The organism is Stenotrophomonas sp. YJH_SMC_20, assembly GCF_059367845.1.
Map to the genome: position 1 here is coordinate 190,928 of NZ_JCAFRG010000003.1, position 22,834 is coordinate 213,761.

The following is a 22,834-nucleotide window of genomic DNA, read 5'->3' on the forward strand; positions in this document are numbered from 1 at the left end:
ATGGAACCCCGCCGCCGCCGGCTACCGGCCGGCGGCGGCTTTTCCCTCACGAGGCATGAATCCATGAACACCCATCAGAACAAGATCGCGCTGGTCACTGGCGCTACCCGTGGCATCGGCCTGGAAACCGTGCGCCAGCTGGCCCAGGCGGGCGTGCACACGCTGCTGGCCGGTCGCAAGCGCGAAACGGCGGTGGAGCTGGCCCTGAAGCTGCAGGCCGAGGGCCTGCCGGTGGAAGCCCTGCAGCTGGACGTGACCGACGCGGCCAGCATCGCCGAGGCAGTCGAGCAGGTGCGCCAGCGCCATGGCCGCCTCGACATCCTGGTCAATAATGCCGGCATCATGATCGAGAATCCCGCGCAGGCGCCGTCGGAGCAATCGCTCGAGACCTGGAAGCGCACCTTCGACACCAACGTCTATGCGCTGGTGGCAGTCACCCAGGCCTTCCTGCCGCTGATCAGGCAGGCCAAGTCCGGGCGCATCGTCAATGTGTCCAGCATGCTCGGTTCGCAGACCCTGCATGCCGACCCGACCTCGGGCATCTACGATTTCAAGATCCCGGCCTATAACGCGTCCAAGGCCGCAGTGAACAGCTGGACCCTGAGCCTGGCCTATGAGCTGCGCAACACGCCGATCAAGGTCAATACCGTGCATCCGGGTTACGTAAAGACCGACATGAACGGCGGCAATGGCGAGATCGAAATCAGCGAAGGCGCGCGTTCCAGCGTGGAAATGGCGCTGATCGGTGAGTCCGGTGCCAGCGGCAGCTTCACCTACCTGGGCGAGGTGCTGCCATGGTGATCCGCACGTTGGCGATGGCCGTCTCCAGCCTGGTGCTGGCAGGCTGTGTCAGCGTCGGCCCGAACTACAAGGCCCCGGTACAGGAGCCGGTGGTGCTGAAGAGCGCGCAGCAGCCGGTCTTCAGTTCCGTCTCGCCGGTGGCCAGCTGGTGGGCGCAGTTCGACGATCCGGTGCTGGAGGAGCTGGTGCACGGCGCACTGTCGGACAACCTGGACCTGCGCGTGGCCGTGGCCCGCGTCAGCCAGGCCCGTGCTGTGTTCGTCGAAAGCCGTTTCGATCAGGCCCCGCACATCACCGCAGGCGGCAGTTACGACCGCCGCAAGCAACCCGATCCGCAGCTGGGTGGGCAGCGGGTGTTCAGTGAAAGCTACCAGCTCGGCTTCGACGCCGGCTGGGAACTGGATCTGTTCGGCCGCAAGCGCCGTGCTGCAGAAGCCGCGCGCGCCGACCTGGACGCCGAGCAGGCCAACCTGGCCGACGCGCAGGTGCTGGTTGCCGCTGAAGTGGCGCGCAACTACTTCGAACTGCGTGGCACCCAGAAGCGCATCGCAGTGGCCCAGCACACGTTGGAGAACCTGCGCGATACGCAGAAGCTGACCGAAGCACGCTGGGAACTTGGGGCCGGCAGCGAACTGGACGTGCAGAGCAGCCGCGCCCGCCTGAAGGCGATCGAGGCCGATATCCCGCTGCTGGAAGTAGCCGAGACGCAGTCGCGCAACCGGCTGGCCGTGCTGCTGGGCCAGCGCCCGGAAGTGCTGACGGCGATGCTGGCGCCGCAGGAAGTCCCGGCGTTCGCCAAGGCCTTGCCGCTGGGTGATACCCGCGAACTGCTGCGCCAGCGTGCAGACGTGCGTATGGCCGAGCGTCGCCTGGCTGCCGCGACCGCACGCGTGGGCGTGGCCACAGCGGACCTGTTCCCGCGGTTGTCGCTGTCAGGCTTCGTCGGCTTCCTCGGCGGCGATGCCAGTGGCCTGGTCAATGGCAGCAACAAGGCCTGGTCGCTGACGCCCTCGCTGAGCTGGGCCGCGTTCGACTTCGGCACCGTGCGTGCGCGCCTGCGTGCCAGCAAGGCTGAAGCCGAAGGCGTGGCCGCGCAGTACGAACAGGCGGTACTGCTCGCCCTGGAGGACACCGAGAACGCGCTGACCCGCTATTCCAAGCAGCAGGCACGGTTGGCAATCGTGGTGGAGCAGGCGCAGGCGGCTCGGCGTGCCGAATCGCTGGCGCAGATCCGCTATCGCGAGGGATCGGAGGACTTCCTGACCCTGCTGGACGCGCAGCGGACCCAGCTGGCAGCCGATGATGCGCTGGCGGCGGCCGAGGCCGACGTCAACGTCAGCGTGGTGGGTGTGTACAAGGCGCTGGGTGGTTGGGGTCAATCACCGCAGCCGCCAAGCGTGGCGCAGGCGCAGTAACCGCAGGGGACGGAAGCAGGGACTTCCGTCCCCTTGTTCTTTCAGGGCCAGTGGTTGGCCGGTACCTCACGCTCGCGCATGCGCACGATGCAGAAGCGATGGCCGGTTGGTGCTTCCATCACCCACCAGCGCTTGACGAAGCCTATCCGTCGCGCGCCGAGCTTCTCCAGGCGGTCGGCTTCGGCATCGATGTCGTCGCTCTCGATGTCCAGATGCACCCGTGACGGGTGATCGACGCGCTGGACTTCAACGTCCAGGCCCGCCGGAGCACCGAGCAGGTCGGCGTACTCGGCGGCGTCTTCGGCACGGGCGGGCTGCGCCTGCAGGCCAAGCGCGGCGGCCCAGAAGCGGGCGCCTTCGTCGGCGGGAATGCCCTCGCAATCGATGATGAAACCGGCCAGGCGACTCTGGTGTGCCATGCGTTTCTCCACAGTTCGGGAACAGGGGCAGGGTAGCGCGGCGTCTGCTGTGGACGTTGTCACAGTCGTGACGTTTCTGACTCTGCCGGAAGCCGTGTCCGCCGTGTAACTAGTGGGGCAGATTCCAGGGAGTACACACGATGAGCGATGACAGGCGGGATACCCAGCGCATGCTGTTTGGCGACCCGGGGCCACCCGGTGCGGGCCTTTCGGTGGCGGTCGTTGTGCTGCTGGTGCTGGCGACGATGGCCGCTGCGATCGGTTTCCTGCGACTGCCCGATCCGATGCTGGGGCTCGGGCTGATCGGTGTCGCCGTGTTCCTTGCCGTCGGCGCCCGCATCTGCCAGGCGCGCAACCAGCACCAGGCGTTGTACCGGCTGTTGTCGCGGCAGCCGCCGCCGTAGCCACGGCTGCCGCGGGAATTCAGGGCTTCGGCCAGTCCAGCTCGACCACCAGCGGGAAATGATCCGACGGCAGCACGCCGTCGATGCGACGATCATCGGTAAGGAAGCTGCGCGCACGGAAGCCACGCACCAGCACCCAGTCCAGCTGCACGGTGGCCTTGCCGGTGAAGTCGTGGAAGGTCGGGCGCGGACCCTGCGGTGTTTTCACCTGGGTACGGGTGTCCTGCAGCAGGCGGGTGAACGCCCTGTAGGTGTCACCGCCGGGCTCGCTGTTGAAGTCACCGGTCAACACCACCGGCAGGTCGTCCGGCATGGCCTGCAGGCGCTTGCCGATGAGCTCGGCACCCTTCACCCGGCGCGGTTCGTCCTCGTCGCGGTAGGGCAGGTGGGTATTGAGGAAGTAGAAGCGACGGCCATCGTCCAGGCGCCGGAACAGGGCCCAGGTGACCATACGCGGGTACAGGTTGCCCCAGCTGATGCTGCCAGGGACGTCCGGCGTATCCGAAAGCCAGAAGTTGCCGGATTCCTCGATGGCCAGCACCTTGCTGTCGTAGAACACGCCCATGTGCTCATCGCCGCTGCCACCGCGGCGGCCTTCACCGAACCAGCGGTAGCCGGGCAGGTGCCCTGACAGGTAGTCGGCCTGTTCCTTCACCAGTTCCTGGGTGCCGATCACTGCCGGGTGCGCGTCGAGGATCACCTTGACCATCGCATCACGGCGGTCGGGCCAGCGCTTGCCCGGCTCGGTGTCAGCCGGGGTACGGACGTTGAATGACATCACCTTCAACGGCGCCGGCGTGACGGCCCAGGCAACGGCAGGCAGAGCAAGCGCCAGCAGCGCACTCAGCGCCGGGCGACGGAAACGCGACAACATCGTGGAATCCCTCCATCCCATGAAAACGGTTTCATGGAGCATGCCATGGAAGGCGGGGGCAGTGGTATGCCGGGACGGGCGACTTGGAGACGCCGGGCGGGCGCTGGACGCTCCGCCCGGCAGATGCCCCTTGCCCGATCAGGGGTCGTAGATCATCCCGTTCTCGTCGCGGTTGTAGTGGTCGCTGGCCACGCGGGTGCCGTCGTCATGGACCACGTACAGCGTGCAACGCTGGTGGAACACGTTGCCGCTGATGCGGAAGGGCACGCACTCCTCCTGCAGGCCGACCTCTTCGGCTGCATTCGCCGGCGGCGAGGGCACCAGGGCCGCAAGTGCAACTACTGCAGCGAAAGAAAAAGCGGTCATTCGATTGTGCAGCGTCATTGATCACACTCCTTGTAGCCGTAGTCGGTGTCCGATGCAGATCAGTCTGCCGGGAGGTACCACTGACCGTTCTCGTCTATCCAGTACACCGACGTGAAAACGGTGCCGTCTGCCAGAGTGCGGGTGACGGTGCAGCGCTGATGCACGAGGTTGGGCCCAAGTCTTACGGGCACGCAATCGGTCGTCGATCCGGGGGACCCGGCCGCGTGGCCAGTCGCCGGTATCCCACTACCCAATGCCAACATCAATGCGGCCATCGAGGCCAGTTGCAGTTTCATAAGCATCATCCTTGCTTTCTGCAATCGCGCACATGCGCATGGCGTGTGTAACACGCGAACCAGAGCTCCGGAAGTGCCTCGCCGCGATCAGTCTTCGATCTCGCCGCGACGGCTGGCGGCACGCACTGCCTGCGCGGTGGTCGCCACACCCAGCCGTTGCCGCGCGTGGCGCAGGTGGTTCTCCACCGTGCGCGTGGAAAGCCCAAGCGTGGCCGCGATCTCAGCTTGCCGGCGCCCGGCGGCGACCCAGCGCAGCACTTCGCGCTCGCGGTTGCTCAGTGCGCTTCCCGAACGCTCGGCAGGTGATTCGGCCAGACGGCGCGCGGCCCGGAATGCTGCGGTTGCAGCAGCTTCCAGCCGCAGGCGCGCGTTGGCCGACGCGTCGATTGACGTACCGGCAACGCTGACCGCGCCTTCCAGGCCGGTGATGCCGAACACCGGCACCTGCAGCCCATGCAGGCCTTCGCCGCGAGGCTGCTTCACCACCTGGTAGCGCTCGCCGCGAACGCCCAGGCGCTTGCTCCAGAAGAACGGCGCGTTGCTGTCCAGCACGTGGCGATTGACGGGGCAGGCGTGGAGGTAGCGCGCAAGGTCGGTATCGCTGCCATCGCCGAACCAGTCGCCCTCGATCCAGTACACGCGTTGCGTACCCCGCTCCAGCCCGGTGCCGGTGGCAAACACCAGCACGCGGTCGAAGCCGAGCGGTGCCGCGATGCCTCGCAGGACTGCACCCACCGCGCTCAGCGAACTGGCGCGTTCCAGCTCCAGCAGCGCCTGCACCAGCTCGGTCATCCGGCTCAGCGCCCGGCCAAGGCGTCGAGCAGGGCGCGTGCAGCCAGTTTGCCCAGCGCATTGCCAGCCAACGGGCTGTCGCCGGTCAGCAGCAGGCGGTCCTGCAGCACGCTGCCATCGATGCCGTCATTGACGATCTGCACGCCCCGCTGTGCCAGGCGCTCACCGAAGAACCACGGCAACTGTCCAGGCATGTAGCCGATCTCCGGCGTCTGCCGGTCCATCGCATCGGGGAAGGCGCAGATGCGGTAGCCGCGGAACAGCGAACCGCCATCGGCCTCGTCCACGCCCGCAGCCAGCAGTGCGGCCGGACCGTGGCAAAGGGTGATGATGTGGCGTTGCTGGGCCATCGCCCAATGCAGGACGGACTTCACCGCGCGGCTCTGCGGCAGTCCGATCAGGGCGCCATGGCCACCGGGGATGAACACTGCAGCATAGTCCGAATCCGCATCGAGCCCGGCAACCACCTCGTCCAGTGGCAGCGGCTGGCGGAAGCACGAGGCGTAACGCTCGTACAGCCCGCCGATTTCCTTGTCCTCGTTCGGAAATGCCCACCATTCGAACTTGGCGGGGTTGCCCGACAGCGTGGCTACATCGATGCCGAAGCCGGCCTTGTCGAGGTGGTACATCGGCAGCAGGGTCTCCACCGGATGGTTGCCGGTGGAGAACAGGTGGCCATTGGCAGTTGGCAGATAGCGTTCGTCGGCAGCGATCATCAGCACCTTCCAGCGGCCATCGCGGCGCGCATCCGGGTAGTCGGCACCGGAAAGGTTGCTCTTGGGCGATGTGAACTGTGACAGCGAGTAGGGCGACGGGAAGAAAGCATCGCGCTCGGCCGGGTCGGGACTGGGCTGGCGGCTGGGCTCTTGCGTGTTCATGCAGATCTCCTGCGGGAAATGTGAGGCCAGCATAGGAGGGTGGGTGCGCACGCGCGATGAGGGATTTCCCTCAGCTGCCCACGGCTAATTGGCCTGGTTTCCGTGTTGCTGCATGTCCTCATGCAGGATCCGCCGCAGTTCGACGATGGCCGGCGTGGCTTCCTGCACGCTGTGCCCGGAGACGATCACCTTCTCCGAGTCCGCATGCGGCAGGTGCGAGCTCCAGTAGGGCACCAGCCCGTCGCTGGTCTTTCCCAGCGGACCATCGGCCTTTGCCCGCGCGATGATCGAGTGGTAGTGCACCTTCGGCGACATCGGCAGGTCTGCCACGGCGCGGACGAAGGGATCGTCCTTGTCCAGATTCTGGATGCTGTTCATCTGGTAGCCGTGCTTGCCGTCGGAGCGGTCGATCTGGCCGTCGTTGGCGATGGTGGCAACGTCTTCCAGCACGGTCAGCGGCAACCGCACCAGGCGACCGATCCAGCGGCCCAGGCGGGTGCCCGCCACATCGGTGCCGCGGTGTGGCGTGGCGATGAACACCACCCGCGACACTGCCGGTTCCGGCAGGAAGGTCAGCACCGGTGCGCCCTTGGTGCGCAGCAGTTCACGCTGTGCCGGCGTCATCTGCGCGGTTGCCAGCAGGGTATCGACCAGATGATCGCCGGAAGAGGAAACCATCAACCGCGCGATCACCCCACCCATGCTGTGCCCGACCAGGACCATGTCATGCGAAGCCTGCGCCTTGCCGCTGGGGTCGAAATGCTTGAACACCTCATCCAGCGTGTGGCGCATCGCATCGTGGCTCATCGCGATGGGCATGTTGGTGGGGTAGTAGAACTGCCAGACCTGGAAGTCCTGGCGGATCTCGTCGTCGCGCAGCAGTTCGTTGGCCACGTTGACCCAGGCTTCCGGACTGCTGGCCAGGCCATGGATCATCAGCAGTACGCGACGGTTGGGATCGTAGGGCTGCATCATGTACAGATGCGGCGTGTCGATGCCGCCCTTGCCCCCGAACAGCGAGCGCAGCGACTGCCGGCTGAAATTGGAACGGGCCAGCCACAACGCATAGCCGGCGGTGAAGTTGGCCGCCAATGGCACGTGCTGGCCGTGCAGGGTTACTTCCGAAACCTGGTAGGGATCGTGAATCTCCAGCTCCGGCTCGTCATCGTGCAGCACTTCCCACAGGTTCTTTCCCGAGAAGCGCAGCAGCACCGTCATCGATGGCGAAGGCATCTCGCTCCAGCTCTGCGTGGCGGAAGGGCTTGCCTGCACCGCTGCCGGCGTAGTGCTGGGCGTGGTTGCGGCCGGGTCATCCATCACGGCCACCAGTTCGGCACCGAAGCCATCGCGGCGGTGCACGCTGCGCAGCGTGCCGGTGAACGACAGCGAGGCGGCGGGTACCAGCTCGGTCGGTGTACGCTCGTCCAACGCCGATGCTTCCCCTGGAGGGGCCAGCACGAACGTCCAGCGGCCCAGCTGGAGATGGTTGGCATCGTTGTGCACGCGCCCGGTGGCGTAGGCGTCGTACAGCTGCACCGACGCCTCCTGCACGGCCAGGTTGTAATAGTCGCGCACCTGGGTCTGGCGGTCTTCGAAGCCGCGCTGGTTGGCGGTGCGCTCGGTGAAGAACAGGTAGGCGTAGGCCTGGCGCGCGACCTGCATCCATGCGTCCAGGCGCGGCTGGAAGTCGGCATCCAACTCGTTGATTGCGGTCTTGGCGCGACCCGAGGCGGAGTACTCGCGCTTCGGCGCCGGCAGGGTCATCGCATACTGCAGCCACAGCTCGGCCAGGCTGGAGCGCTTGTCCTCCTCGCGCACGACGATGCTGGCTTCCATCGCTTCGATGCAGGGCAGGCCGGGCTTGGCGCAGACACCTTCATCAAGGCCGGCCACGCGCAGCGTCTCCGTGGTCGCCGCACTGAGCTTGCCGGAGGTGAGGATGTCACCGCGCTTGAGCGCGATGTACTGGCCGGGCGTGACCGAGGCGACCTGCACCGAAGGCCCGAACTGCCGCAGCGTCGCGCAACCTCCCAGGCTGAGCAGCGCGGTGATGATGAGGGTCGTGCGGCCGATCAAGCCCAAGCCCGTGGTAGCCATGCGATCCTCCTGCGCGGAGGCGCCACTCTAGCGGTCGGTCTGTCAAAGTGGAATCCACTGGCCGGATTGGGCCTGGCGATGCGTCCGCCGTGCGATCCGGGCATTCCCGTGTGACACTGTGGTGGAACGTGCTTGGTGATCGTGATGACCTGGCTGGAAACACGTGTTCCCCCGCCCGTGGTGATGCTGCTGTGTGCAGCTGTCGGCTATGCAGCGTGCAGGCTGTGGCCGGGTTCTGCCTTTCGGGCACCGGTGCCGGCGCTACTGGCGGGTCTGACGATGGCGCTCGGTGTGGTGCTCAACCTGCTGCCCAAGGTCTCCTTCCGGCGGGCAGGCACCACCGTCAATCCTCTGCGACCTTCGGCCTCGAGCGTGCTGGTTACCAGCGGGGTCTACCGCCGCACACGGAATCCGATGTATCTGGGCCAGGCGCTGGTTCTGCTGGGAGCCATGGTGTACCTGCAGCATCTGATCGCGCTGATCGTGGTCCCGCTGTTCCTGGCGTACATCACGCGGTTGCAGATCCTGCCGGAGGAGCGGGCACTGATGGCGCGCTTTCCCGCGGCGTACGCGCAGTACCGTCGTCGCGTGCCGCGCTGGCTGTAGCGTTGGCTACGCCATCAGCGGCTGATCTGGCATTTCACTGCGGCCGAATAGCCCTCGTAATCGTCGCCCGCGATCACGTGCAGGGTATGGCGCTTGTCGATGCGCTTCGCGTACGACGGTTCTTCGGTATTGGCGTGCTCGTTGACTTCGGTCACCGACCAGGCCTTGGCCAGGCGCTTGGCATCGACACCGTTCAAGTACACGAAGAGGCTCCTCTCGCCTTCGGCCACGTTCACATCGGCACTGGTGACCGTGCCGCCAAACAGCGCGACCGGCTTGTCCTCCGGTTCGAATGTACCGCCCGGCTTCTTGGCCAGGCCGGCTGCCTGCAGGGCATCGATGGCTTCGGCCTCGCTGAAGTTGGAGCCAGGTCTGCAGGACAGCAGGGCTTCCAACGTTGCGGTGCCTGGCGGCGCGATGGTGGGTGTGGAGGCGTGCGTGGCTGGGGCTGCGGCCAGGGCGGTGAGGAGCAGGGACATCGCGAGGGGGGCTTTCATGGCAGATCCTTCTGGCGATCGCGGGGTGAGGGGCTGTTGGAGTTGTCATCCCGATTATGCGCCACACATCCTCCGCGACGTGCAGGCACAAAAAAGCCGGAACCCCGGTTGACGGGAGATCCGGCTTCTTGCGGCCTCGACAGGCCATACAGATGGTGGAGGTGGGCGGAGGATACACAAAAACCCCGTAACCCATTGATTCCACTACTCACATTTTGCGGAAGTGTGGCCAATCGGCGATACCTCAATCGATACCTGATCCTAGATCGCCACGGTAGGCAGGCGCAAGAGCTGGGTATGGCCGATACTGGAACGGACAACACTCAGGCGAGGCAGCAGTGATGGCAGATGAGAGAGCACCCGATCAGGCCTTCACGGATCTCGACACCTATGAAGTCAATGACCAGTGGCTCGCTTCCGAAGAGGCGACAAACGCTCAGATTATCGAAGCGATGCAGCGCTGGTTCCTTGAACGCTACTGCGATCCGGCGAACGAGACGCCCTACAGCAGCGAGATTGGGGACTTCTATTACGTTAACGGCGGTCCCTACGATGCCCATGAACAGCTCATGGCGAGGTTTGAGGGCCTAGTAGATGATGACTTGATCCAGGCGCTTGCCGAATATTTGGTTTCTGTCGTTGGGCATGATTGGGCACCCACACAGCTGACCTACTACAACCCTGACGAAGATGTCTTTGTTGATGAGCGCAATGAGCCAACTGTTCGGCTAGAACAGCGATTAGGCGAAATCAATGCAATTCTGGGACTGGGTGGAGATGATTCTGCCGAGATCACTGCCCGAAAGCTTGTCTTCGCCTCTGTCATCAGTTGCCTGGAAACCTTCCTTTGGGAGACCCTTGCCTATTGGGTCGAAAACAATGATGTTGTTGTAAAGCGACTCATGAAAAAGCACCCCGTTTTTCGGGATAAAACAATAAATATCCATGCGATTCTGGATATTGGTGATCCCATTGCTTATGCGAGGACCGAAATTCGGTCTCACATGCAAACGACCGTGTGGCACCGGTGGAGCACGGTCAGCCCGCTCTTCGACCATGGACTTGGTGTCCGCCTACCTAGCGTCAAAGGTTTTATAGAGCCTTTGAAAATCCGTCACGACATTGTTCACCGAAGCGGACAGACTGTGGAGGGTGTTCAACGACAAGTGACTGAAAAGGAAATTAGGGATCTGGCTGATTTGGTTAAAGGCTTTGCAAATGAGTTGGACGAGCTAATTGCCCAGGCAAAGGACTTTGAGTTCTAGCACTGGGAAATTTATTTAAGCCAATTGTTTATCATGCATTAAGGTTGAGATGTATTTTTGTTAGGTTAAATGTTGATTTAAATAAATGAAAGGAATAATATTCAACTTCCGCGATTTATCGCATTACGGGAATTTGAATGAGCAAAGTGAATTACGCAGTAGCAGAAAAGACCACCACGACTTGGTTGACTCCAAAATCTATCATTGATCTATTGGGGCCTTTTGACTTGGACCCGTGCACACCCCAAGAAGGCATGCCCTGGCAGACGGCAAAGATCATGTTGACTCCAACGGATGATGGCTTAGCAACTCCTTGGTCGGTCGAAGATTTCGTTTGGCATAATCCGCCTTACGGGAGAGGCCAAGAACTCTGGATGGAAAAAGCGGCAGAGCACGGGAACAACATTTCACTGGTCTTCGCTAGAACAGATACCAAATGGGCACACCGGTTCGTTTTCGGACACTCGAATTGCCGAGCAGTGCTGTTCACCGAAGGTCGACTGAGGTTCTGCAATAAAGATGGAGTAGAGGGCGATGCGTGCCCTACCGGATCGATGTTTGTTGCTTACGGCGCAGAAGCCGAGCGGCGATTAAGAAAAGCTTGGGAGAACGGTGATATCAGAGGCCACTTTTTGTCGCTCCATCGGATGAGTCAGATGCGGCTTGATCTGGATCTGTAACGCTTCACTGAAATAAGGAATTGGCGATGAGCCAGTCGAACTGAAAGGGCCCCAGCGACGGGGCCTTTTTTCTTTTCTGGTGTTTCATATTTGTAGCGCAAAGCCTCGCTTGAATTTTTGCTCTATTTGAGGGTTCAGCGCTTCACGGGTTGCCTCTTTTCCACATGGAACGCGAATCCGTTTTTGTCAATAGCTTTTCTAGCGCCCATGAAAAAGCCCCCGTAAGGGGGCAGTTGTGGTTCCTCTTTAAAAGACCACATCCCCACGGATGGGGCGGCGTCAGCGGGAAAATAGGAGATAAAAATCCGTTGACTTCTTTAATCTAATTCAAAGTCGCATGTTGTCAATGGGGTGGCGTATTTGAAGGTCGTTATTCAGTCTATCTCCTTCTTAAAAGCACTGAGCTGCCTCCAGCTTGCGTGGGTTTGTTGAATATAATAGATTATGACCACCAGAGTCGCTTGCTAGGGAGCCGAGCAGCTATAGTGTGATAGTCCTGCAAGTTCGGTTTTTGCTGATAACAACTGTCGTCCTGCTATTATTGAGTTAAACCAATGATATTTCAGAATATTTCGACTTCAGTCGAGCAGATAATTAAAGCGGCGTTTCCGGGGCGGTCCTCCCTGGCGGTATCGGAGATTGCGTTAGTATTTGCTTTTGTTGAGTTAAGAGCTATCTCCGAGAGTAGGATAAGGGGCTTCGGGAAAAGTGTGGCGCTGGCCGGGTTGAAGAGAAGTGGAGGGCGTTGGTTAATTCCTGTAGCGACGCTCATCGGTCTAATTGAAGCGTTTTCAAAACAAGATGCTCCGATAAGGCAGAGCGGGGCTAACTCGGGAGGCACCGCAAAAGCGCCAATTCCTACTGTGCATCTGAACCAGAGTCAATCTAAGTCCACCAATGTCAAACGGATGAGCATTCTCGCCACCCAATCAGAAGCGGCTTGGGAGAAGATCTGGGAGAAGTATGATGCGCTGTCTCAGTTGAGAGAGCAGTTTGCGTTGTCTCAGCACCTCGATTCGACCATCACCAAGATCTCGCAGACAAGCTCGCAGAGCACTGTAAAAACGGAACGCTTCTAAACCTTATTAGGGTGGCAAAGGATGGCGCTTGAACATTGCATTGGTCCGGTGTGTTTCTTCCACCTAGACCCAGCTTCTCCGAAGATTTTCGGATTTGCAGAACTGTTGGCGGGCCTGGCTCTGATCGTGGTCGCCTGGACAATTGCTGACTTCCGGTTCAAGTTCCGCATCGCCACAGCGCCGATTCCTGTTGTTCGCCTCTCATCAGTAGTGGTGCTAAGCGTCTCAGTCCTGGCACTTCTCACCGATCTATGGAGAGCAGAGGGTTGGTTGGTCCCCAGCGGCGGACCTCTAACGGCCTCTTCTTGGCAATTTGTGCTCGCTGCGATGTTCCTCCTCAGCTTCTTCGTATGGGTCTGGTATGCGGTCATTTCGCCCCCAGCTCTTACGTCTCGAACGGGAAAGAAGATCCACCATCAGCTCTTTGAAACAATCTCGAACGGCTCTCCACAAGAACTCGCAATCGTGGCGGACGAGGTTCGGAGGTATGCGAAAACGCTCGCTGAGCAGGCCACTAGACTAGACGAGGCTTACTTTGCGAGAACGCCAAAAGAACGACGCCGCCTGCCGCAGCTGGAATCGAGCGCAAACGACATTTACGGCATCCTTTCTGATCGACGGCTGTGTAGAGTCATCGTGAGAAGTTGCCCTGGCGCAGCCGTCGATCTGTTTGAAGCGGTGAGATCAACGTGGCGCTATCAGGTTCCCATTGGACCACTTGGGCGTTGCTTGATAGAAGAAGGAATTGCAGACAAAGACTCCGCTTTCTACACGGAAAATCGCACTAGGGCAGGAGGTTTTATCGTGTTCGAGCGTTCAATCATTCGGACGATGCTCAGCGATTACTCACTTCTGAAAGCGCAGCCCGATCTCCTTCGTGTCGATTTTGAAGCTACGAGAACTTGGTCTTCAAAAGAACTGCGATTGTATGCAGCGCTGGCTATCACTGCTTACAACGGGTTCTCGATGATGAGGTTGAACGAGCGCCCTACTGCCCTCACCCCTGTCTTCTCTATCATGGGTGACGCAGCAGAGGGCCTGACATCTGTCACCGGAAGCGATGATGTTCTTAGCCATGAGAGCGTTGAAAAACTACGGGTCGTCATGCAATTTGTGGAGAGCGGCGTTGCAGCACTTCGCTGGCACGGTGTGTCGGAAGCCCATGCGGCCGCGTCGCTAGACATGCTGGACGATTGGGTGAATTTGATCGTCGTCCAGGTGTTAAACGTGGCGGCGCTTCGAGTCGATTACTGGACAGCTTTGGATTTGACACAGATCGTCACTCAACGCACGTTTACCTCTCCTCAATTTGACAGTTGGGCTGGTAAGACGGTTCTGCAACGGGTTCGCCGCCGCCTCTTCGACATGCTTCAAGTCAATGGAGGACTAGCTGGGATGGGGGTGGCGAACGTGGTGCGCTTCTGCCTCACAGGAATCGCGGTCGATAGTTCCGGAAAGCTCCATGCTCCTCATTCCAGAGTGCTGTTCCTAGCGGTCAGAGGTTGGCTGGCGCGGAATTTCTTGGCTTGGCACCGACTGTCCCCCGTTCTTGCGCTTTCAGCGCTTCCGGAAGTCTGCGAGTTCGATCAGGTCAACCGCACAATTACGCTCACCCAGTTCGCTTTGCTTAGAACTGCCACGCCGCAGGATCGTGTGATTCATTTGAGATGAAACACTTGCACTTGCGAGTTGCTAAAAGCCCCTTTATCGGGGCTTTTTTGTTGCCCTTTCATTGACAAAAATCCGTTCTGAAATAGCTTCAAAGAGTGGAATATCCCACTCTTAATTTGGAGGTTGTATGTCAATGAAATCAATCAGTGCACTTATCTTAGCTGTCGCTTTGTCTGTCCCAGGCCTTTCCCAAGCATCGGACACGTCTGCTCGCGTTTACGGCAAGCAACAAGCGCTCTCACAGCAGAACGTGAAGTTGGGGGAAGTGCTCTATGTTCAAGAAGTTCGCATTCAAGGCCAAAGCTACCGGCTCAACACAGGGTCAGCGGTGGGGGCGTCTACCGGCTACTTGCTCAGCAAAAACCGCAGCGGCACCGAGAGAACGATTGCAGGGCTGGCAGGCGGAGCCATCGGCACAGCGGTGCAGCGGCAAGTGACGAAGCGCAGAGCCGTGGAAATCTACATTCGGTTAGAAGGGAAGAGCGATATCTTCTCTGTCGTGCAGGACGATGACCAAGTGATTCGCCCTGGCGACCACGTGTTCGTATCAGGTCGAGGCAATCAGATACGGGTAACCCCTCTGAGGTAATCGATATATGAGTTGCAGAAAGAACGAAGCCCCCAAATCGGGGGGCTTTTTTTATTCCTGGTCGTATTGGCCGATCAAGCGGCCTAGTCCCATCGGCGGGCGTCTAGATTTGATGAACTCGAAGTATTCGCTCCCGCCCAACTTCTGGCCTCTATCAAACGCTGGTATATGCTGCATCAGCAACGACGACATAGCGTAAGTGCCAGGGTCAGACAGCACTTCATTGAGCAACAGCTTGTGGCACAGACCAACAAAGGTAAAGAACTGAGAGTCGTTGGGAAGCGACAACTGGGTTGCTTGGGACGCAGCATCGAAGAAGCCGACCATGTATCCCCGCACTTCCGGGTCTTCCAGACGCCCGTGAAAGTTGGGGTAGCTCTTACACATCATGAGCGGCATGTAGAGCAACGTTGCTGCATCTTTCGCAACATCTCCCGCCCTCGAATCGTTGATTTGGAACGGGTCTTTCTTTTTGAACCATCCGAGCATATTTGGAGCCTTCCCTGAACTAGGGCCGATTCTCCCACGCTGGGCACGTCCAAGCAACGAAGCAGGTGATCTGGGTGATCTAGGTGATCTGGGTTGCCAAAAAGCTAGCCCAGAACGCCGGAGAGCCTTGCACGCCAATACTTTCCGTTGAGTGATCTGGGTGATCCGGGTCCAGTGGCCCAAGTCGCTATATATGTATTCTACAAAAGCGCCAATACCTGGTCGCTTTCGTTGGTTCAAATATATTAGTAATGGGTATTTAACCCAGATCACCCAGATCAGTGCTCTTAAAAGCTTTGTGCCACTAGGGCTAAGCCCGATCTGGGTTGCTCTTTTTAACCCGGATCATACCCAGATCACCCAGATCACTTAAAATTTGAACTAGGGTCAATTGTTCAAATTGATTATTGTATTAATTGAGCGGTACTTCTCATTTCTAACGATTAAAAATAAAATCTCTCTAAAATGAATTGACTTCTATTTGTATAAATGTATTGTCATTACATAGCCAACTATAAACGGAGTAAATTCATGAGTAAGCAAGACGATTCAAAACGAGCCACTTTTCAATTCCGAGTTTCAATGTCTGAATTGCAGCGTTTCAGCGAACAGGCAAGGCGTGAGAACACGACCTTGTCCGAGTTGGCTCGACAGCTTTTAGCGGACAGGGTTGAAAAATCACAGGTATAAAAAAACCCCCTTTGCAGAGGGGGCTTAAAAAAACACGGGCACAACACAAAAGGAAAAAACATGAACTTACAGAACAAAAATAACATTGATTTCAGTGATGTCAACTTCTTTGATGAAGGAGATCCGCTTGCCGACGAGTGCGGTCCATCGAGCGCGGTTGCTTCTGCTTTGCCGGTGATTCAAGTTGAAGAGCCAGGCCAAGTCGCTTTGGTCGAAGAAGAGGTTGCGCCGGTCGCAGAAGTGGTTGAGTTATCGACAGAGGAGAGTTCCGAAGAGGCAAAGGGTGAGGAGAATTCTTCTAAGAAAAGAAAGCCCCCAAGTGTCCCTTTACGCTTTGCGAACCATCTTCTTTCTCAAAGAAACGGGGGCGCGTGGGGAGGTCGGGTTGAAGAAGGAGGCACGCTGATCCATAAATGGAACGGCAGCCACTATGCTTATATTTCAGACTCTGACGGCATGACTATGGCTAATAAATGGCTGACCGAGCACGCCCCAGATCAAGCCACAAAAAAAGCCGAAGAGCAAGCGTGGAAGTTCTTAGAGAGTCATCTCCGCTGGCGCTGTCCCATTCCTGCATCTGACCCTGACAGAGTTGTGATTCCCTGCCGCAATTCCTACATTCATATGAATGATGAGGGAGATATCTCAGTTCGTTCTCCCAGCCCCGCTTTTGGTTTGACGCACTCGCTGAACATTGAATTGGGTAAGCCAGGGCAGGCATACCGACCTGTTCCTTTTAAAGAGAATTCAAAGTTCAAAGCGTTCATTAATGACGCGGTCAGTTCTGCTGCAATGCATGATTTTCTACAAGAGCAGTGCGCCATGCTGCTGCTTCCCCAAAACTATCAGATGGCTGTCTGGTGGTGGGGGGAAGGAGGCACCGGCAAATCGACGCTCGCTGAATTGATGTGTCTGTATCAATCTAATCCGGCCCGACCTGACCTGCACGCATTGGATAAGAGCTTCGGCAAAGAAGTGATTCTCGGAGCATCGCTTCTCGTGACAAGTGAAGTGACATCTGGGAAGTGGTGCGAAGAGACCTGGAAAAAGATAGTTGCGCAAGACGGCATCAGTGTTGAGCGAAAGAACATCAGCACAATCAAGACGTATCGAAATCGAGCGAAGTGGCTGATCTGTTCCAATGATGCTCCGTTTGTTGTAGACAAGACAAATGGAGTTTGGCGGCGAATGACGATTCTGAAATGGACGAACGTCGTGCCTGAGGAGCAAAGGAAAAAGGACTATTACATCGAGATGTTCAAAGAGGAAGGTGATGCTATTTTGTGTTGGATCCTGGAAGGGGCGCAGCGTCTCGTGAAAAGAGGGCGATTCTTACCTGAAAGCCAGTGGCCAGCCGAAGCCATCGCAATGAAAGAAGAAGTCAAGACGGTCTCCAACAACATCAAGATGTGGATGAAAGAGGAGAAAGTGAGCAAGAGTGAAGGTTTTCAAGACAAGGCGGTTATCTATCAACGCTATCTCGACTTCTGTCAGCTTTTCCAAACCATTCCGGTTGACACGTCAATTTTTTGGAGAAGCATGAGCAGCTACATCTCAGGCTTTGAGCAGAAGAGAGTTCGGATGAGGGTGGGAGGTGTTAATAAGCCGACGTATGTTGCGAACGTAAAATGGTGCACGAAAGAAGAGGGTGAGGAAATAGATCTATCTTCACACAATGATTTCAATGAAGTTCCGTTCGGACTGTGAGGACTCAGCGATGAGCAGCCAATAAAAAAGCCCCTCTCAACCAGGGGCTTTTTTAATGTCCGCTTGCCAAATCTCGTTCTTCTGTTAGTTGTTAAGCACTGTCCGAATTTTTTTTAGGTGCTTATGTTGAACGAAAAGAACGACGCATTTGAAGAGCGCGCTTTGACGCTGCAAGACGCAATGGAATCGATGGAGGTTGGAACGTCCTACATCGCAAAAATGGAAGTCGATGGCGTTCACTTCCTGAACGGTGATTTTTCGCATTTCTGGAATGACGAGCAGATGGTCGCAGAGCTGGAAGAAGAGGAGTTCATTAAACTTTTACTGTCCCATCTCCGCTCCGGCCAACAGATCATCCTTCTCAAAGAAGGAGACATTCGATGAGCCAGATGACCGATCACACCGAAAAAGTTGCTCAACTCTTCATCGAATTGATGCAGAAAGACCTAGCTCCCTTCCAGCGCCCCTGGTCGCCGGGGCAACCGCGTCACACCGCCAACCTCGCGCCGGTCAACGGCACATCTGGACGCAACTACCATGGCGTCAACGCGCTTTATCTGCACATGCAGCAGCTCTACCAGGGATACGAGTCAAACGCGTGGATGACGTTCAAGCAAGCCTCTGACCTGGGAGGAAAGGTCAACAAGGGGCAGAAAGCCACTCAGGTTGAGTTCTGGGACTGGCCCGACAAGAAGAACGAGCAAGAAGGGGATGCGGAGGAGGAAGCCACCCAAGGCCGCAAAGGCCCACGGGTGTTCTACGCGAACGTGTTCAACGCCTCCCAGATCTCCGGACTTCCAGAGCGCTTTTATGCGCCACCCACTGTGATTCCAGAGCAGTGGCGGCATGAGGAAGCGGAACGCGTGCTGCGCGAGTCCGGAGCCTCGATCAAGCATGACGGTGGCAATCAGGCGTTCTATCGACCGATGACCGACTCCATCCATCTCCCTCAAATCCAGCAGTTCAAGAGCGCGGATCTCTACTACGCCACCGCGCTCCACGAATTGGGGCACTGGACCGCACATCCTTCCAGGCTCAATCGAACCTTTGGAACGTTCGGTGATGAGCGATACGCGCAGGAGGAATTGAGAGCCGAAATCTTCTCGTATATGGCTAGCCAGCGCCTTGATCTTCCGCACGAGCCCGAGCGGCACGCCGGATACGTGAAGTCTTGGATCAAGGTCGTTCAAGACGATCCGCGAGCCATCTTTAAAGCCTGTGCGGATGCGGAGCGCATCTGCAAGTTCCTGGGCGTTGAGCAAGCGCTCGCAAAACGGGACGCGTTTCAGGTTGAGGAAAAGAGCAACGTGATTGAGTTCCCTGCGCCAAAAGCGGTGAAGCGGAAGAGTAGGGGATTGGCGATGTAGAAGGGGAGGTGTGGGACTGGAAAAGTTTAATAAGCGGATGGGTTGCGCTATTGCGCTTCCGATCTATATTTAAAGTTCAACCTTTAAAAATCGGAGGCATTTATGAGTAGTGCGACTACCCAAAAAGAACACAAAAAAACCGCTCCACCGCTTCTGGACAAATCCCGCATCTCGGAGTTCAAGACCAAATCAGCTGCGATCAGAGCTTGGGATTTGATCGTGAAAGAAGACCGTCTTCCCTCGATACGCGCCGCCGTATTGTTTGAAGCAAGACAGAAGCCTGACGACTATCCTGATGACCGCCCCAAAGGCCAAGTGAGCGATGAGGGGCTGTGGTTTCCCGACTTATCAGAGATGAGCGAAGAAGAACGAATGCTGCTCACGGCTCCAACGCTCGAAACGCCCAAAGCCTACTTCTACTCTTGCTTGTCGATTCATCATTGCGCGCTGCGCTACCAAAGCTCAGTCACTGATGTGCGAGCGATCCAGCTCATCGCATCACTGTTGAATATTACATTGGAGCAAAGCGCTTCGCGAGTTCATCAAGAGATCTCCAAACTCACTCGAACGCTTTAAAGCGGAATAATTTCACACTTTTAAAGAAAGACGGGTTGACGCCCGCCTTTTCTGATCTACTTTCAAAGAAGGAAGCTAGTTTTCCGCTTCCTTCTTCCATCCAATAAAAAAGGAGTCACTCATGTTCAGTTTAATTCGCGCAGCCGCGTGCTGCGCCACCTTATTATTCGTTCTCTATCATCCCAAGCTTGCGTTCAAAGATCGAGCGTTCCAGGCACTCGATACGATAGCGATCAGCATCGCCGAAATCACAGGGCAACGGGTCCGGTCACCTACAACCTATAAACCCGTCACAACTGCTGCCAATGTTGGGGAAGACTTCTACGAAGCGATGATCTCGGGCAGAGCTTACGAGAAGCAATAAAAAAGGGAGCCGAAGCTCCCTTCTCGCGTCAGAACGATTCCGCTCCGCGCAGCTTCTTGTCGCGTTCGCGCATCTGAGCGTTTGACGCGTCAGAACGGAAGATGATCATGCCTTGCTCATGGTTGAGCATGCCGATGTATTGAACGGAGATGCCTTCCAGTGCCCAAAAGGCTTCAACACTGTCGTAGCGAGCACCGAACCCGTTTTGAAGCTTCTCGACGTTCGTAGACGTGGGTTGGCCCCACTTCGCAGCCAACAGTTCATACACCTCTTGCTGCCGATCAATGCCCTGCGTTTCAAGCGTCACGTCTTCGATCTTGCCGGAAATCGTTGTGACCTTTCCGATGAAGTAGATGCCGTCCGGAATGGCCTTCCGACCGAAATTCACTTCAACCGTCGTGTTCTGCGGCATTTCGCGAGGGTCAAGCTTCAACTTGCCTCCCTGATCATAGATGCTTGTTCGCCAGCATGGGGTGTTTGCTGGCTCATACTTGTATCGAATCGAGCCAAACGCTCGCTCTTTCTCGCACTCTTGGAGGTTTGCGGGTTGTCCAAGCTCGACGCCGCCGATCTTCTTCGAGGGAAGCTCTTTAACCGGAGCAGGCTGGGGCTTTGGCGAAGCGTCAGCAGTCTTTTCGCTTTGCTGATTGCACGCCGAGAGAGCAATAACAAGGAGGAGTGAGGAGAGTCTTTTCACTGTGTAGTCCATTACGATGCCGGTAGATAGAACGCATTTCACACTAGGGGCTTCGCGATAGCAAGCCACAAAAAAGGGAGCCGAAGCTCCCTTGGATTTTTTGCATTTTCATGCTGCTCTCTCAGTCAAGAATGATGCTCATGCCCACTCCGCCCATAGGCTTCGTGCCGTTCCCGCCGAAGCTGAGGCCTGCGGAGAAGCTCACTTTTTCGCTTGTGCGAACGCGGTAGCCTACGGCCATCGCTGACGCTCCACCATTAAAGCCGACACCAGCCTGGATAGCGACCTTGCCGACCGGTAATCCTGCGCCCGAAGCAGCCATCATTGACATCGCTGCGGTTTGAGCCCCCAAGCCATTGAGCCTTTTTTCGATGCCATCGAAGCGACGATTTGTCGCTTCCCATTTGTCGTTCAGCTCGTTCCGCAAGTCGTAGATCTGTCCGCCGTTCACAGCATCCGTTGAACCTTGCTCGATGCGGGCATCAGCAACCTGCGACACTCTGCGTCCGCCGACTGCAACCTGGTTGCTCTCGGTGGTTCTTGTCTGATTGCCTAACGCCACCGAGTTCTCATGCGTTGCTTCTGCCACGTTGCCAACCGCTGTTGAACCCATAGCGCTGGCGCTAGCTCCTGTTCCGACCGCTGTTGCTCCTTCCTGCAATGCCCGAGAATTGCCTCCCACCGCAGTTGTCGCATCGCCGTTTGCCACCGAGCCACCACCATTCGCCGTTGCGAACTTTCCTGCCGCTGTCGCTTCCGCACCAGAAGCCGACGCATGACCGCCGCTTGCGGTTGCGCCAGCTCCAACTGCCGTCGCTCCGGTAGCTCCGGATGTCGCAACTGCACCGTTTCCGACCGCAATCGCGTTGTCGCCAGATGCCACGGCGGGCGTGTTGTTGCCGTTGGTCGTGTCATCAGAAATAGCGATGTAGGGGTTCTCCTTTGCACTCTCACCACCGCTCAGGCCATCTTGACCATCTTGCCCTGGCTGACCGTTTTCACCAGCAGCGCCAGCAATACCTGGATCGCCCTTGTCGCCTTTGTCACCCTTCAAGCTCGCAAGCCATTCGCGCTCTGTGCCCTCGTAGCCATACTGTTGCGCCAATTCGTAGGCCGAGTAGCCGTCTTGTCCAGCACCGCCGCTTCCTGCCCGCTCGATTCGTTCGTCTAGATTGTCGAGCGCGCTGCTGATCGTTGTGTGTGTGCTGTTGTCCCTGAAATACCAGGTGGGGCTCACTAGGTTGCCGTTTTCGAACCGTGTTCCGCCACCGATGATTCTTGCAACGCCCGCTAGCTGACCTATCGCCGCTGCATCCGTGTCTCTGACGCCGTTTGCGATGTTCGTCAGGCGCGTCTCAGCAAACGCGGTGGTCTTCGATTCAACGCACATCGCTCCTGAGCCAATTGCGGTGCAGTCATCAGCGAGTGCGCTCGCTCCTGCGCCCAAGGCAATACTGCGGTTCCCTTGGATTCCAGCGTTGTAGCCAATTGCGACGCCGTTTTTGATCTGACCGCTCGCATTGTTCGTGTAGATGCTGCTTCCAATGAAGACGGAATCAGACGCAGAAACGCCGTTGGAATCGATCATGTTCTTGTTGCCCACCACGACGTTGTTGCTGCCTGTGACGCTGTTGTCGTTCCCAAAAACTGCGGTTGAAACGCTGGTGACTGATCCGCCATTGTTGGATGTGATGACGTTGCGATTACCGTAAATGTTTGGATCATCAATCAAGCTGTTCGTCATGATCGTCTTATTGTCGTTACCGACGATATTTCCTCGCACGTCTCTATTTCGATTGCCGAGCACGTTTGCAGCCGTCGCATTGTTCTCGTTTCCAAAAATATTGACGTTATCTGCCAGGCCGACGGATTGTGTGCCAATGATGTTGCCGTTACTGCCATAACTTTGACTTGAATCAGTGCCGATCACGATGCCGTTGTTTGACTTGACGTTTTTACCGATAGCTATGCCGCCATTCTGCGCGCAAATGATATCGCTCTTGGCATTTGTTCCGATGGAAATGCCGTCTTGGCACGCTCGCACGTCTTCACCAATTTCAATAGGTTCAGCGGCGTTTGCGGTAGACATAGATAAAAGGATCGCCAAAGCGATACCGGATAACGCTAATTTGTTTTTCATTGAGTGCTCCTGTTTTTTTGTTGGACATTCTTTATTTCTAACACTGAATTCCAATTTGACAAGAGCATTCAAAGC

25 protein-coding genes are annotated in these 22,834 nt (G+C 57.6%); 14 read left to right on the forward strand and 11 right to left on the reverse strand.

All coding sequences use genetic code 11. The features are described 5' to 3' along the window. Positions 1-63 precede the first annotated feature (63 nt). Both AC5P6A_RS06890 and AC5P6A_RS06895 read left to right on the forward strand, forming a co-directional pair. On the forward strand, positions 64-801 hold the full coding sequence (locus tag AC5P6A_RS06890) for an SDR family oxidoreductase (protein ID WP_021203972.1): 738 nt from the start codon (positions 64-66) through the stop codon (positions 799-801). Next, positions 795-2,216, forward strand: coding sequence for an efflux transporter outer membrane subunit (locus tag AC5P6A_RS06895; RefSeq protein ID WP_019661226.1), 1,422 nt, complete (start codon positions 795-797; stop codon positions 2,214-2,216). The genes AC5P6A_RS06890 and AC5P6A_RS06895 overlap by 7 nt, the downstream gene beginning before the upstream one ends. 41 nt (positions 2,217-2,257) lie before the next feature. Here the strand turns inward: AC5P6A_RS06895 and AC5P6A_RS06900 are convergent, their stop codons facing one another. Next, the gene (locus AC5P6A_RS06900) at positions 2,258-2,635 is read right to left on the reverse strand and encodes a VOC family protein (RefSeq protein ID WP_111104702.1); all 378 of its coding nucleotides are present in this window, start codon (positions 2,633-2,635) and stop codon (positions 2,258-2,260) included. A gap of 140 nt (positions 2,636-2,775) precedes the next feature. Here AC5P6A_RS06900 and AC5P6A_RS06905 point away from each other — a divergent pair, with 140 nt between their 5' ends. Then, on the forward strand, positions 2,776-3,039 hold the full coding sequence (locus AC5P6A_RS06905; RefSeq protein WP_021203970.1) for a hypothetical protein: 264 nt from the start codon (positions 2,776-2,778) through the stop codon (positions 3,037-3,039). 19 nt (positions 3,040-3,058) lie between these two features. On the opposite strand, the gene AC5P6A_RS06910 is transcribed toward AC5P6A_RS06905, so the two are convergent. From AC5P6A_RS06910 to AC5P6A_RS06935, 6 genes are all read right to left on the reverse strand, one after another. Further along, positions 3,059-3,913, reverse strand: a complete 855-nt coding sequence (locus tag AC5P6A_RS06910; RefSeq protein WP_043399271.1) for an endonuclease/exonuclease/phosphatase family protein — start codon at positions 3,911-3,913, stop codon at positions 3,059-3,061. A 138-nt stretch (positions 3,914-4,051) separates the two neighbouring features. Next, the gene (locus AC5P6A_RS06915) at positions 4,052-4,279 is read right to left on the reverse strand and encodes a hypothetical protein (protein ID WP_227200225.1); all 228 of its coding nucleotides are present in this window, start codon (positions 4,277-4,279) and stop codon (positions 4,052-4,054) included. Positions 4,280-4,338: 59 nt separating this feature from the next. Then, positions 4,339-4,575 carry a hypothetical protein gene (locus AC5P6A_RS06920; protein ID WP_032955425.1) on the reverse strand — a complete coding sequence of 79 codons (237 nt, stop codon included), beginning with the start codon at positions 4,573-4,575 and terminating at the stop codon, positions 4,339-4,341. An 87-nt stretch (positions 4,576-4,662) separates the two neighbouring features. Next, complete coding sequence (locus AC5P6A_RS06925; RefSeq protein WP_111104704.1) at positions 4,663-5,367, reverse strand: PA1136 family autoinducer-binding transcriptional regulator; 705 nt, start codon at positions 5,365-5,367, stop codon at positions 4,663-4,665. A gap of 5 nt (positions 5,368-5,372) precedes the next feature. Continuing rightward, on the reverse strand, positions 5,373-6,245 hold the full coding sequence (gene hchA, locus AC5P6A_RS06930) for a glyoxalase III HchA (protein WP_049483081.1): 873 nt from the start codon (positions 6,243-6,245) through the stop codon (positions 5,373-5,375). Positions 6,246-6,329: 84 nt separating this feature from the next. Further along, positions 6,330-8,342, reverse strand: coding sequence for an esterase/lipase family protein (locus tag AC5P6A_RS06935; RefSeq protein ID WP_134730629.1), 2,013 nt, complete (start codon positions 8,340-8,342; stop codon positions 6,330-6,332). 144 nt (positions 8,343-8,486) lie between these two features. Here AC5P6A_RS06935 and AC5P6A_RS06940 point away from each other — a divergent pair, with 144 nt between their 5' ends. Then, entirely contained in the window at positions 8,487-8,948 is a 462-nt protein-coding gene (locus AC5P6A_RS06940) for a methyltransferase family protein (RefSeq protein ID WP_308305738.1), read from the forward strand. A gap of 14 nt (positions 8,949-8,962) precedes the next feature. Here AC5P6A_RS06940 and AC5P6A_RS06945 read toward each other — a convergent pair whose 3' ends face one another. Then, positions 8,963-9,445 carry a hypothetical protein gene (locus AC5P6A_RS06945; protein WP_111099304.1) on the reverse strand — a complete coding sequence of 161 codons (483 nt, stop codon included), beginning with the start codon at positions 9,443-9,445 and terminating at the stop codon, positions 8,963-8,965. Between the two features lie 341 nt (positions 9,446-9,786). Between AC5P6A_RS06945 and AC5P6A_RS06950 the strand changes: the two genes are divergently transcribed. The 5 genes from AC5P6A_RS06950 to AC5P6A_RS06970 all read left to right on the forward strand — a co-directional run bounded on the left by AC5P6A_RS06950 (position 9,787) and on the right by AC5P6A_RS06970 (position 14,729). Then, entirely contained in the window at positions 9,787-10,710 is a 924-nt protein-coding gene (locus AC5P6A_RS06950) for a hypothetical protein (RefSeq protein WP_329841717.1), read from the forward strand. Positions 10,711-10,847: 137 nt separating this feature from the next. Continuing rightward, the gene (locus tag AC5P6A_RS06955; protein ID WP_329841718.1) at positions 10,848-11,390 is read left to right on the forward strand and encodes a DNA N-6-adenine-methyltransferase; all 543 of its coding nucleotides are present in this window, start codon (positions 10,848-10,850) and stop codon (positions 11,388-11,390) included. Between the two features lie 554 nt (positions 11,391-11,944). After that, a complete protein-coding gene (locus AC5P6A_RS06960; protein ID WP_329841719.1) occupies positions 11,945-12,469 on the forward strand; it encodes a hypothetical protein in 525 nt (174 codons plus the stop codon). A gap of 21 nt (positions 12,470-12,490) precedes the next feature. Beyond that, positions 12,491-14,140, forward strand: a complete 1,650-nt coding sequence (locus AC5P6A_RS06965; RefSeq protein ID WP_329841720.1) for a hypothetical protein — start codon at positions 12,491-12,493, stop codon at positions 14,138-14,140. Between the two features lie 133 nt (positions 14,141-14,273). Next, positions 14,274-14,729 carry an outer membrane lipoprotein gene (locus AC5P6A_RS06970; RefSeq protein WP_329841721.1) on the forward strand — a complete coding sequence of 152 codons (456 nt, stop codon included), beginning with the start codon at positions 14,274-14,276 and terminating at the stop codon, positions 14,727-14,729. Positions 14,730-14,780: 51 nt separating this feature from the next. On the opposite strand, the gene AC5P6A_RS06975 is transcribed toward AC5P6A_RS06970, so the two are convergent. After that, positions 14,781-15,218, reverse strand: a complete 438-nt coding sequence (locus AC5P6A_RS06975; protein WP_329841723.1) for a hypothetical protein — start codon at positions 15,216-15,218, stop codon at positions 14,781-14,783. Positions 15,219-15,968: 750 nt separating this feature from the next. On the opposite strand from AC5P6A_RS06975, the gene AC5P6A_RS06980 reads away from it, so the two are divergent. The 5 genes from AC5P6A_RS06980 (at position 15,969) to AC5P6A_RS07000 (ending at position 19,922) form a co-directional block, all read left to right on the forward strand. Further along, positions 15,969-17,615, forward strand: a complete 1,647-nt coding sequence (locus AC5P6A_RS06980; RefSeq protein ID WP_329841724.1) for a DUF5906 domain-containing protein — start codon at positions 15,969-15,971, stop codon at positions 17,613-17,615. A gap of 126 nt (positions 17,616-17,741) precedes the next feature. Then, complete coding sequence (locus AC5P6A_RS06985) at positions 17,742-17,999, forward strand: hypothetical protein (RefSeq protein WP_329841725.1); 258 nt, start codon at positions 17,742-17,744, stop codon at positions 17,997-17,999. Continuing rightward, positions 17,996-18,982, forward strand: coding sequence for an ArdC family protein (locus AC5P6A_RS06990; RefSeq protein ID WP_329841727.1), 987 nt, complete (start codon positions 17,996-17,998; stop codon positions 18,980-18,982). Before AC5P6A_RS06985 ends, AC5P6A_RS06990 begins: the two co-directional genes overlap by 4 nt. A 102-nt stretch (positions 18,983-19,084) precedes the next feature. Continuing rightward, on the forward strand, positions 19,085-19,558 hold the full coding sequence (locus AC5P6A_RS06995; RefSeq protein WP_329841729.1) for a hypothetical protein: 474 nt from the start codon (positions 19,085-19,087) through the stop codon (positions 19,556-19,558). A 121-nt stretch (positions 19,559-19,679) separates the two neighbouring features. After that, positions 19,680-19,922, forward strand: coding sequence for a hypothetical protein (locus tag AC5P6A_RS07000; RefSeq protein WP_329841730.1), 243 nt, complete (start codon positions 19,680-19,682; stop codon positions 19,920-19,922). 28 nt (positions 19,923-19,950) lie between these two features. On the opposite strand, the gene AC5P6A_RS07005 is transcribed toward AC5P6A_RS07000, so the two are convergent. Both AC5P6A_RS07005 and AC5P6A_RS07010 read right to left on the reverse strand, forming a co-directional pair. Then, the gene (locus AC5P6A_RS07005) at positions 19,951-20,619 is read right to left on the reverse strand and encodes a hypothetical protein (RefSeq protein ID WP_346714718.1); all 669 of its coding nucleotides are present in this window, start codon (positions 20,617-20,619) and stop codon (positions 19,951-19,953) included. Positions 20,620-20,740: 121 nt separating this feature from the next. Next, positions 20,741-22,759 carry a YadA family autotransporter adhesin gene (locus AC5P6A_RS07010; protein ID WP_329841733.1) on the reverse strand — a complete coding sequence of 673 codons (2,019 nt, stop codon included), beginning with the start codon at positions 22,757-22,759 and terminating at the stop codon, positions 20,741-20,743. Positions 22,760-22,834 lie beyond the last annotated feature (75 nt).

Bases quoted from the DNA above. Each gene is read 5' to 3' on its own strand.
- AC5P6A_RS06890 (WP_021203972.1), top strand. From the start codon at position 64: ATGAACACCCATCAGAACAAGATCGCGCTGGTCACTGGCGCTACCCGT.
- AC5P6A_RS06895 (WP_019661226.1), top strand. From the start codon at position 795: ATGGTGATCCGCACGTTGGCGATGGCCGTCTCCAGCCTGGTGCTGGCA.
- AC5P6A_RS06900 (WP_111104702.1), bottom strand. From the start codon at position 2,635: ATGGCACACCAGAGTCGCCTGGCCGGTTTCATCATCGATTGCGAGGGC.
- AC5P6A_RS06905 (WP_021203970.1), top strand. From the start codon at position 2,776: ATGAGCGATGACAGGCGGGATACCCAGCGCATGCTGTTTGGCGACCCG.
- AC5P6A_RS06910 (WP_043399271.1), bottom strand. From the start codon at position 3,913: ATGTTGTCGCGTTTCCGTCGCCCGGCGCTGAGTGCGCTGCTGGCGCTT.
- AC5P6A_RS06915 (WP_227200225.1), bottom strand. From the start codon at position 4,279: ATGACCGCTTTTTCTTTCGCTGCAGTAGTTGCACTTGCGGCCCTGGTG.
- AC5P6A_RS06920 (WP_032955425.1), bottom strand. From the start codon at position 4,575: ATGAAACTGCAACTGGCCTCGATGGCCGCATTGATGTTGGCATTGGGT.
- AC5P6A_RS06925 (WP_111104704.1), bottom strand. From the start codon at position 5,367: ATGACCGAGCTGGTGCAGGCGCTGCTGGAGCTGGAACGCGCCAGTTCG.
- hchA (WP_049483081.1), bottom strand. From the start codon at position 6,245: ATGAACACGCAAGAGCCCAGCCGCCAGCCCAGTCCCGACCCGGCCGAG.
- AC5P6A_RS06935 (WP_134730629.1), bottom strand. From the start codon at position 8,342: ATGGCTACCACGGGCTTGGGCTTGATCGGCCGCACGACCCTCATCATC.
- AC5P6A_RS06940 (WP_308305738.1), top strand. From the start codon at position 8,487: ATGACCTGGCTGGAAACACGTGTTCCCCCGCCCGTGGTGATGCTGCTG.
- AC5P6A_RS06945 (WP_111099304.1), bottom strand. From the start codon at position 9,445: ATGAAAGCCCCCCTCGCGATGTCCCTGCTCCTCACCGCCCTGGCCGCA.
- AC5P6A_RS06950 (WP_329841717.1), top strand. From the start codon at position 9,787: ATGGCAGATGAGAGAGCACCCGATCAGGCCTTCACGGATCTCGACACC.
- AC5P6A_RS06955 (WP_329841718.1), top strand. From the start codon at position 10,848: ATGAGCAAAGTGAATTACGCAGTAGCAGAAAAGACCACCACGACTTGG.
- AC5P6A_RS06960 (WP_329841719.1), top strand. From the start codon at position 11,945: ATGATATTTCAGAATATTTCGACTTCAGTCGAGCAGATAATTAAAGCG.
- AC5P6A_RS06965 (WP_329841720.1), top strand. From the start codon at position 12,491: ATGGCGCTTGAACATTGCATTGGTCCGGTGTGTTTCTTCCACCTAGAC.
- AC5P6A_RS06970 (WP_329841721.1), top strand. From the start codon at position 14,274: ATGAAATCAATCAGTGCACTTATCTTAGCTGTCGCTTTGTCTGTCCCA.
- AC5P6A_RS06975 (WP_329841723.1), bottom strand. From the start codon at position 15,218: ATGCTCGGATGGTTCAAAAAGAAAGACCCGTTCCAAATCAACGATTCG.
- AC5P6A_RS06980 (WP_329841724.1), top strand. From the start codon at position 15,969: ATGAACTTACAGAACAAAAATAACATTGATTTCAGTGATGTCAACTTC.
- AC5P6A_RS06990 (WP_329841727.1), top strand. From the start codon at position 17,996: ATGAGCCAGATGACCGATCACACCGAAAAAGTTGCTCAACTCTTCATC.
- AC5P6A_RS06995 (WP_329841729.1), top strand. From the start codon at position 19,085: ATGAGTAGTGCGACTACCCAAAAAGAACACAAAAAAACCGCTCCACCG.
- AC5P6A_RS07000 (WP_329841730.1), top strand. From the start codon at position 19,680: ATGTTCAGTTTAATTCGCGCAGCCGCGTGCTGCGCCACCTTATTATTC.
- AC5P6A_RS07010 (WP_329841733.1), bottom strand. From the start codon at position 22,759: ATGAAAAACAAATTAGCGTTATCCGGTATCGCTTTGGCGATCCTTTTA.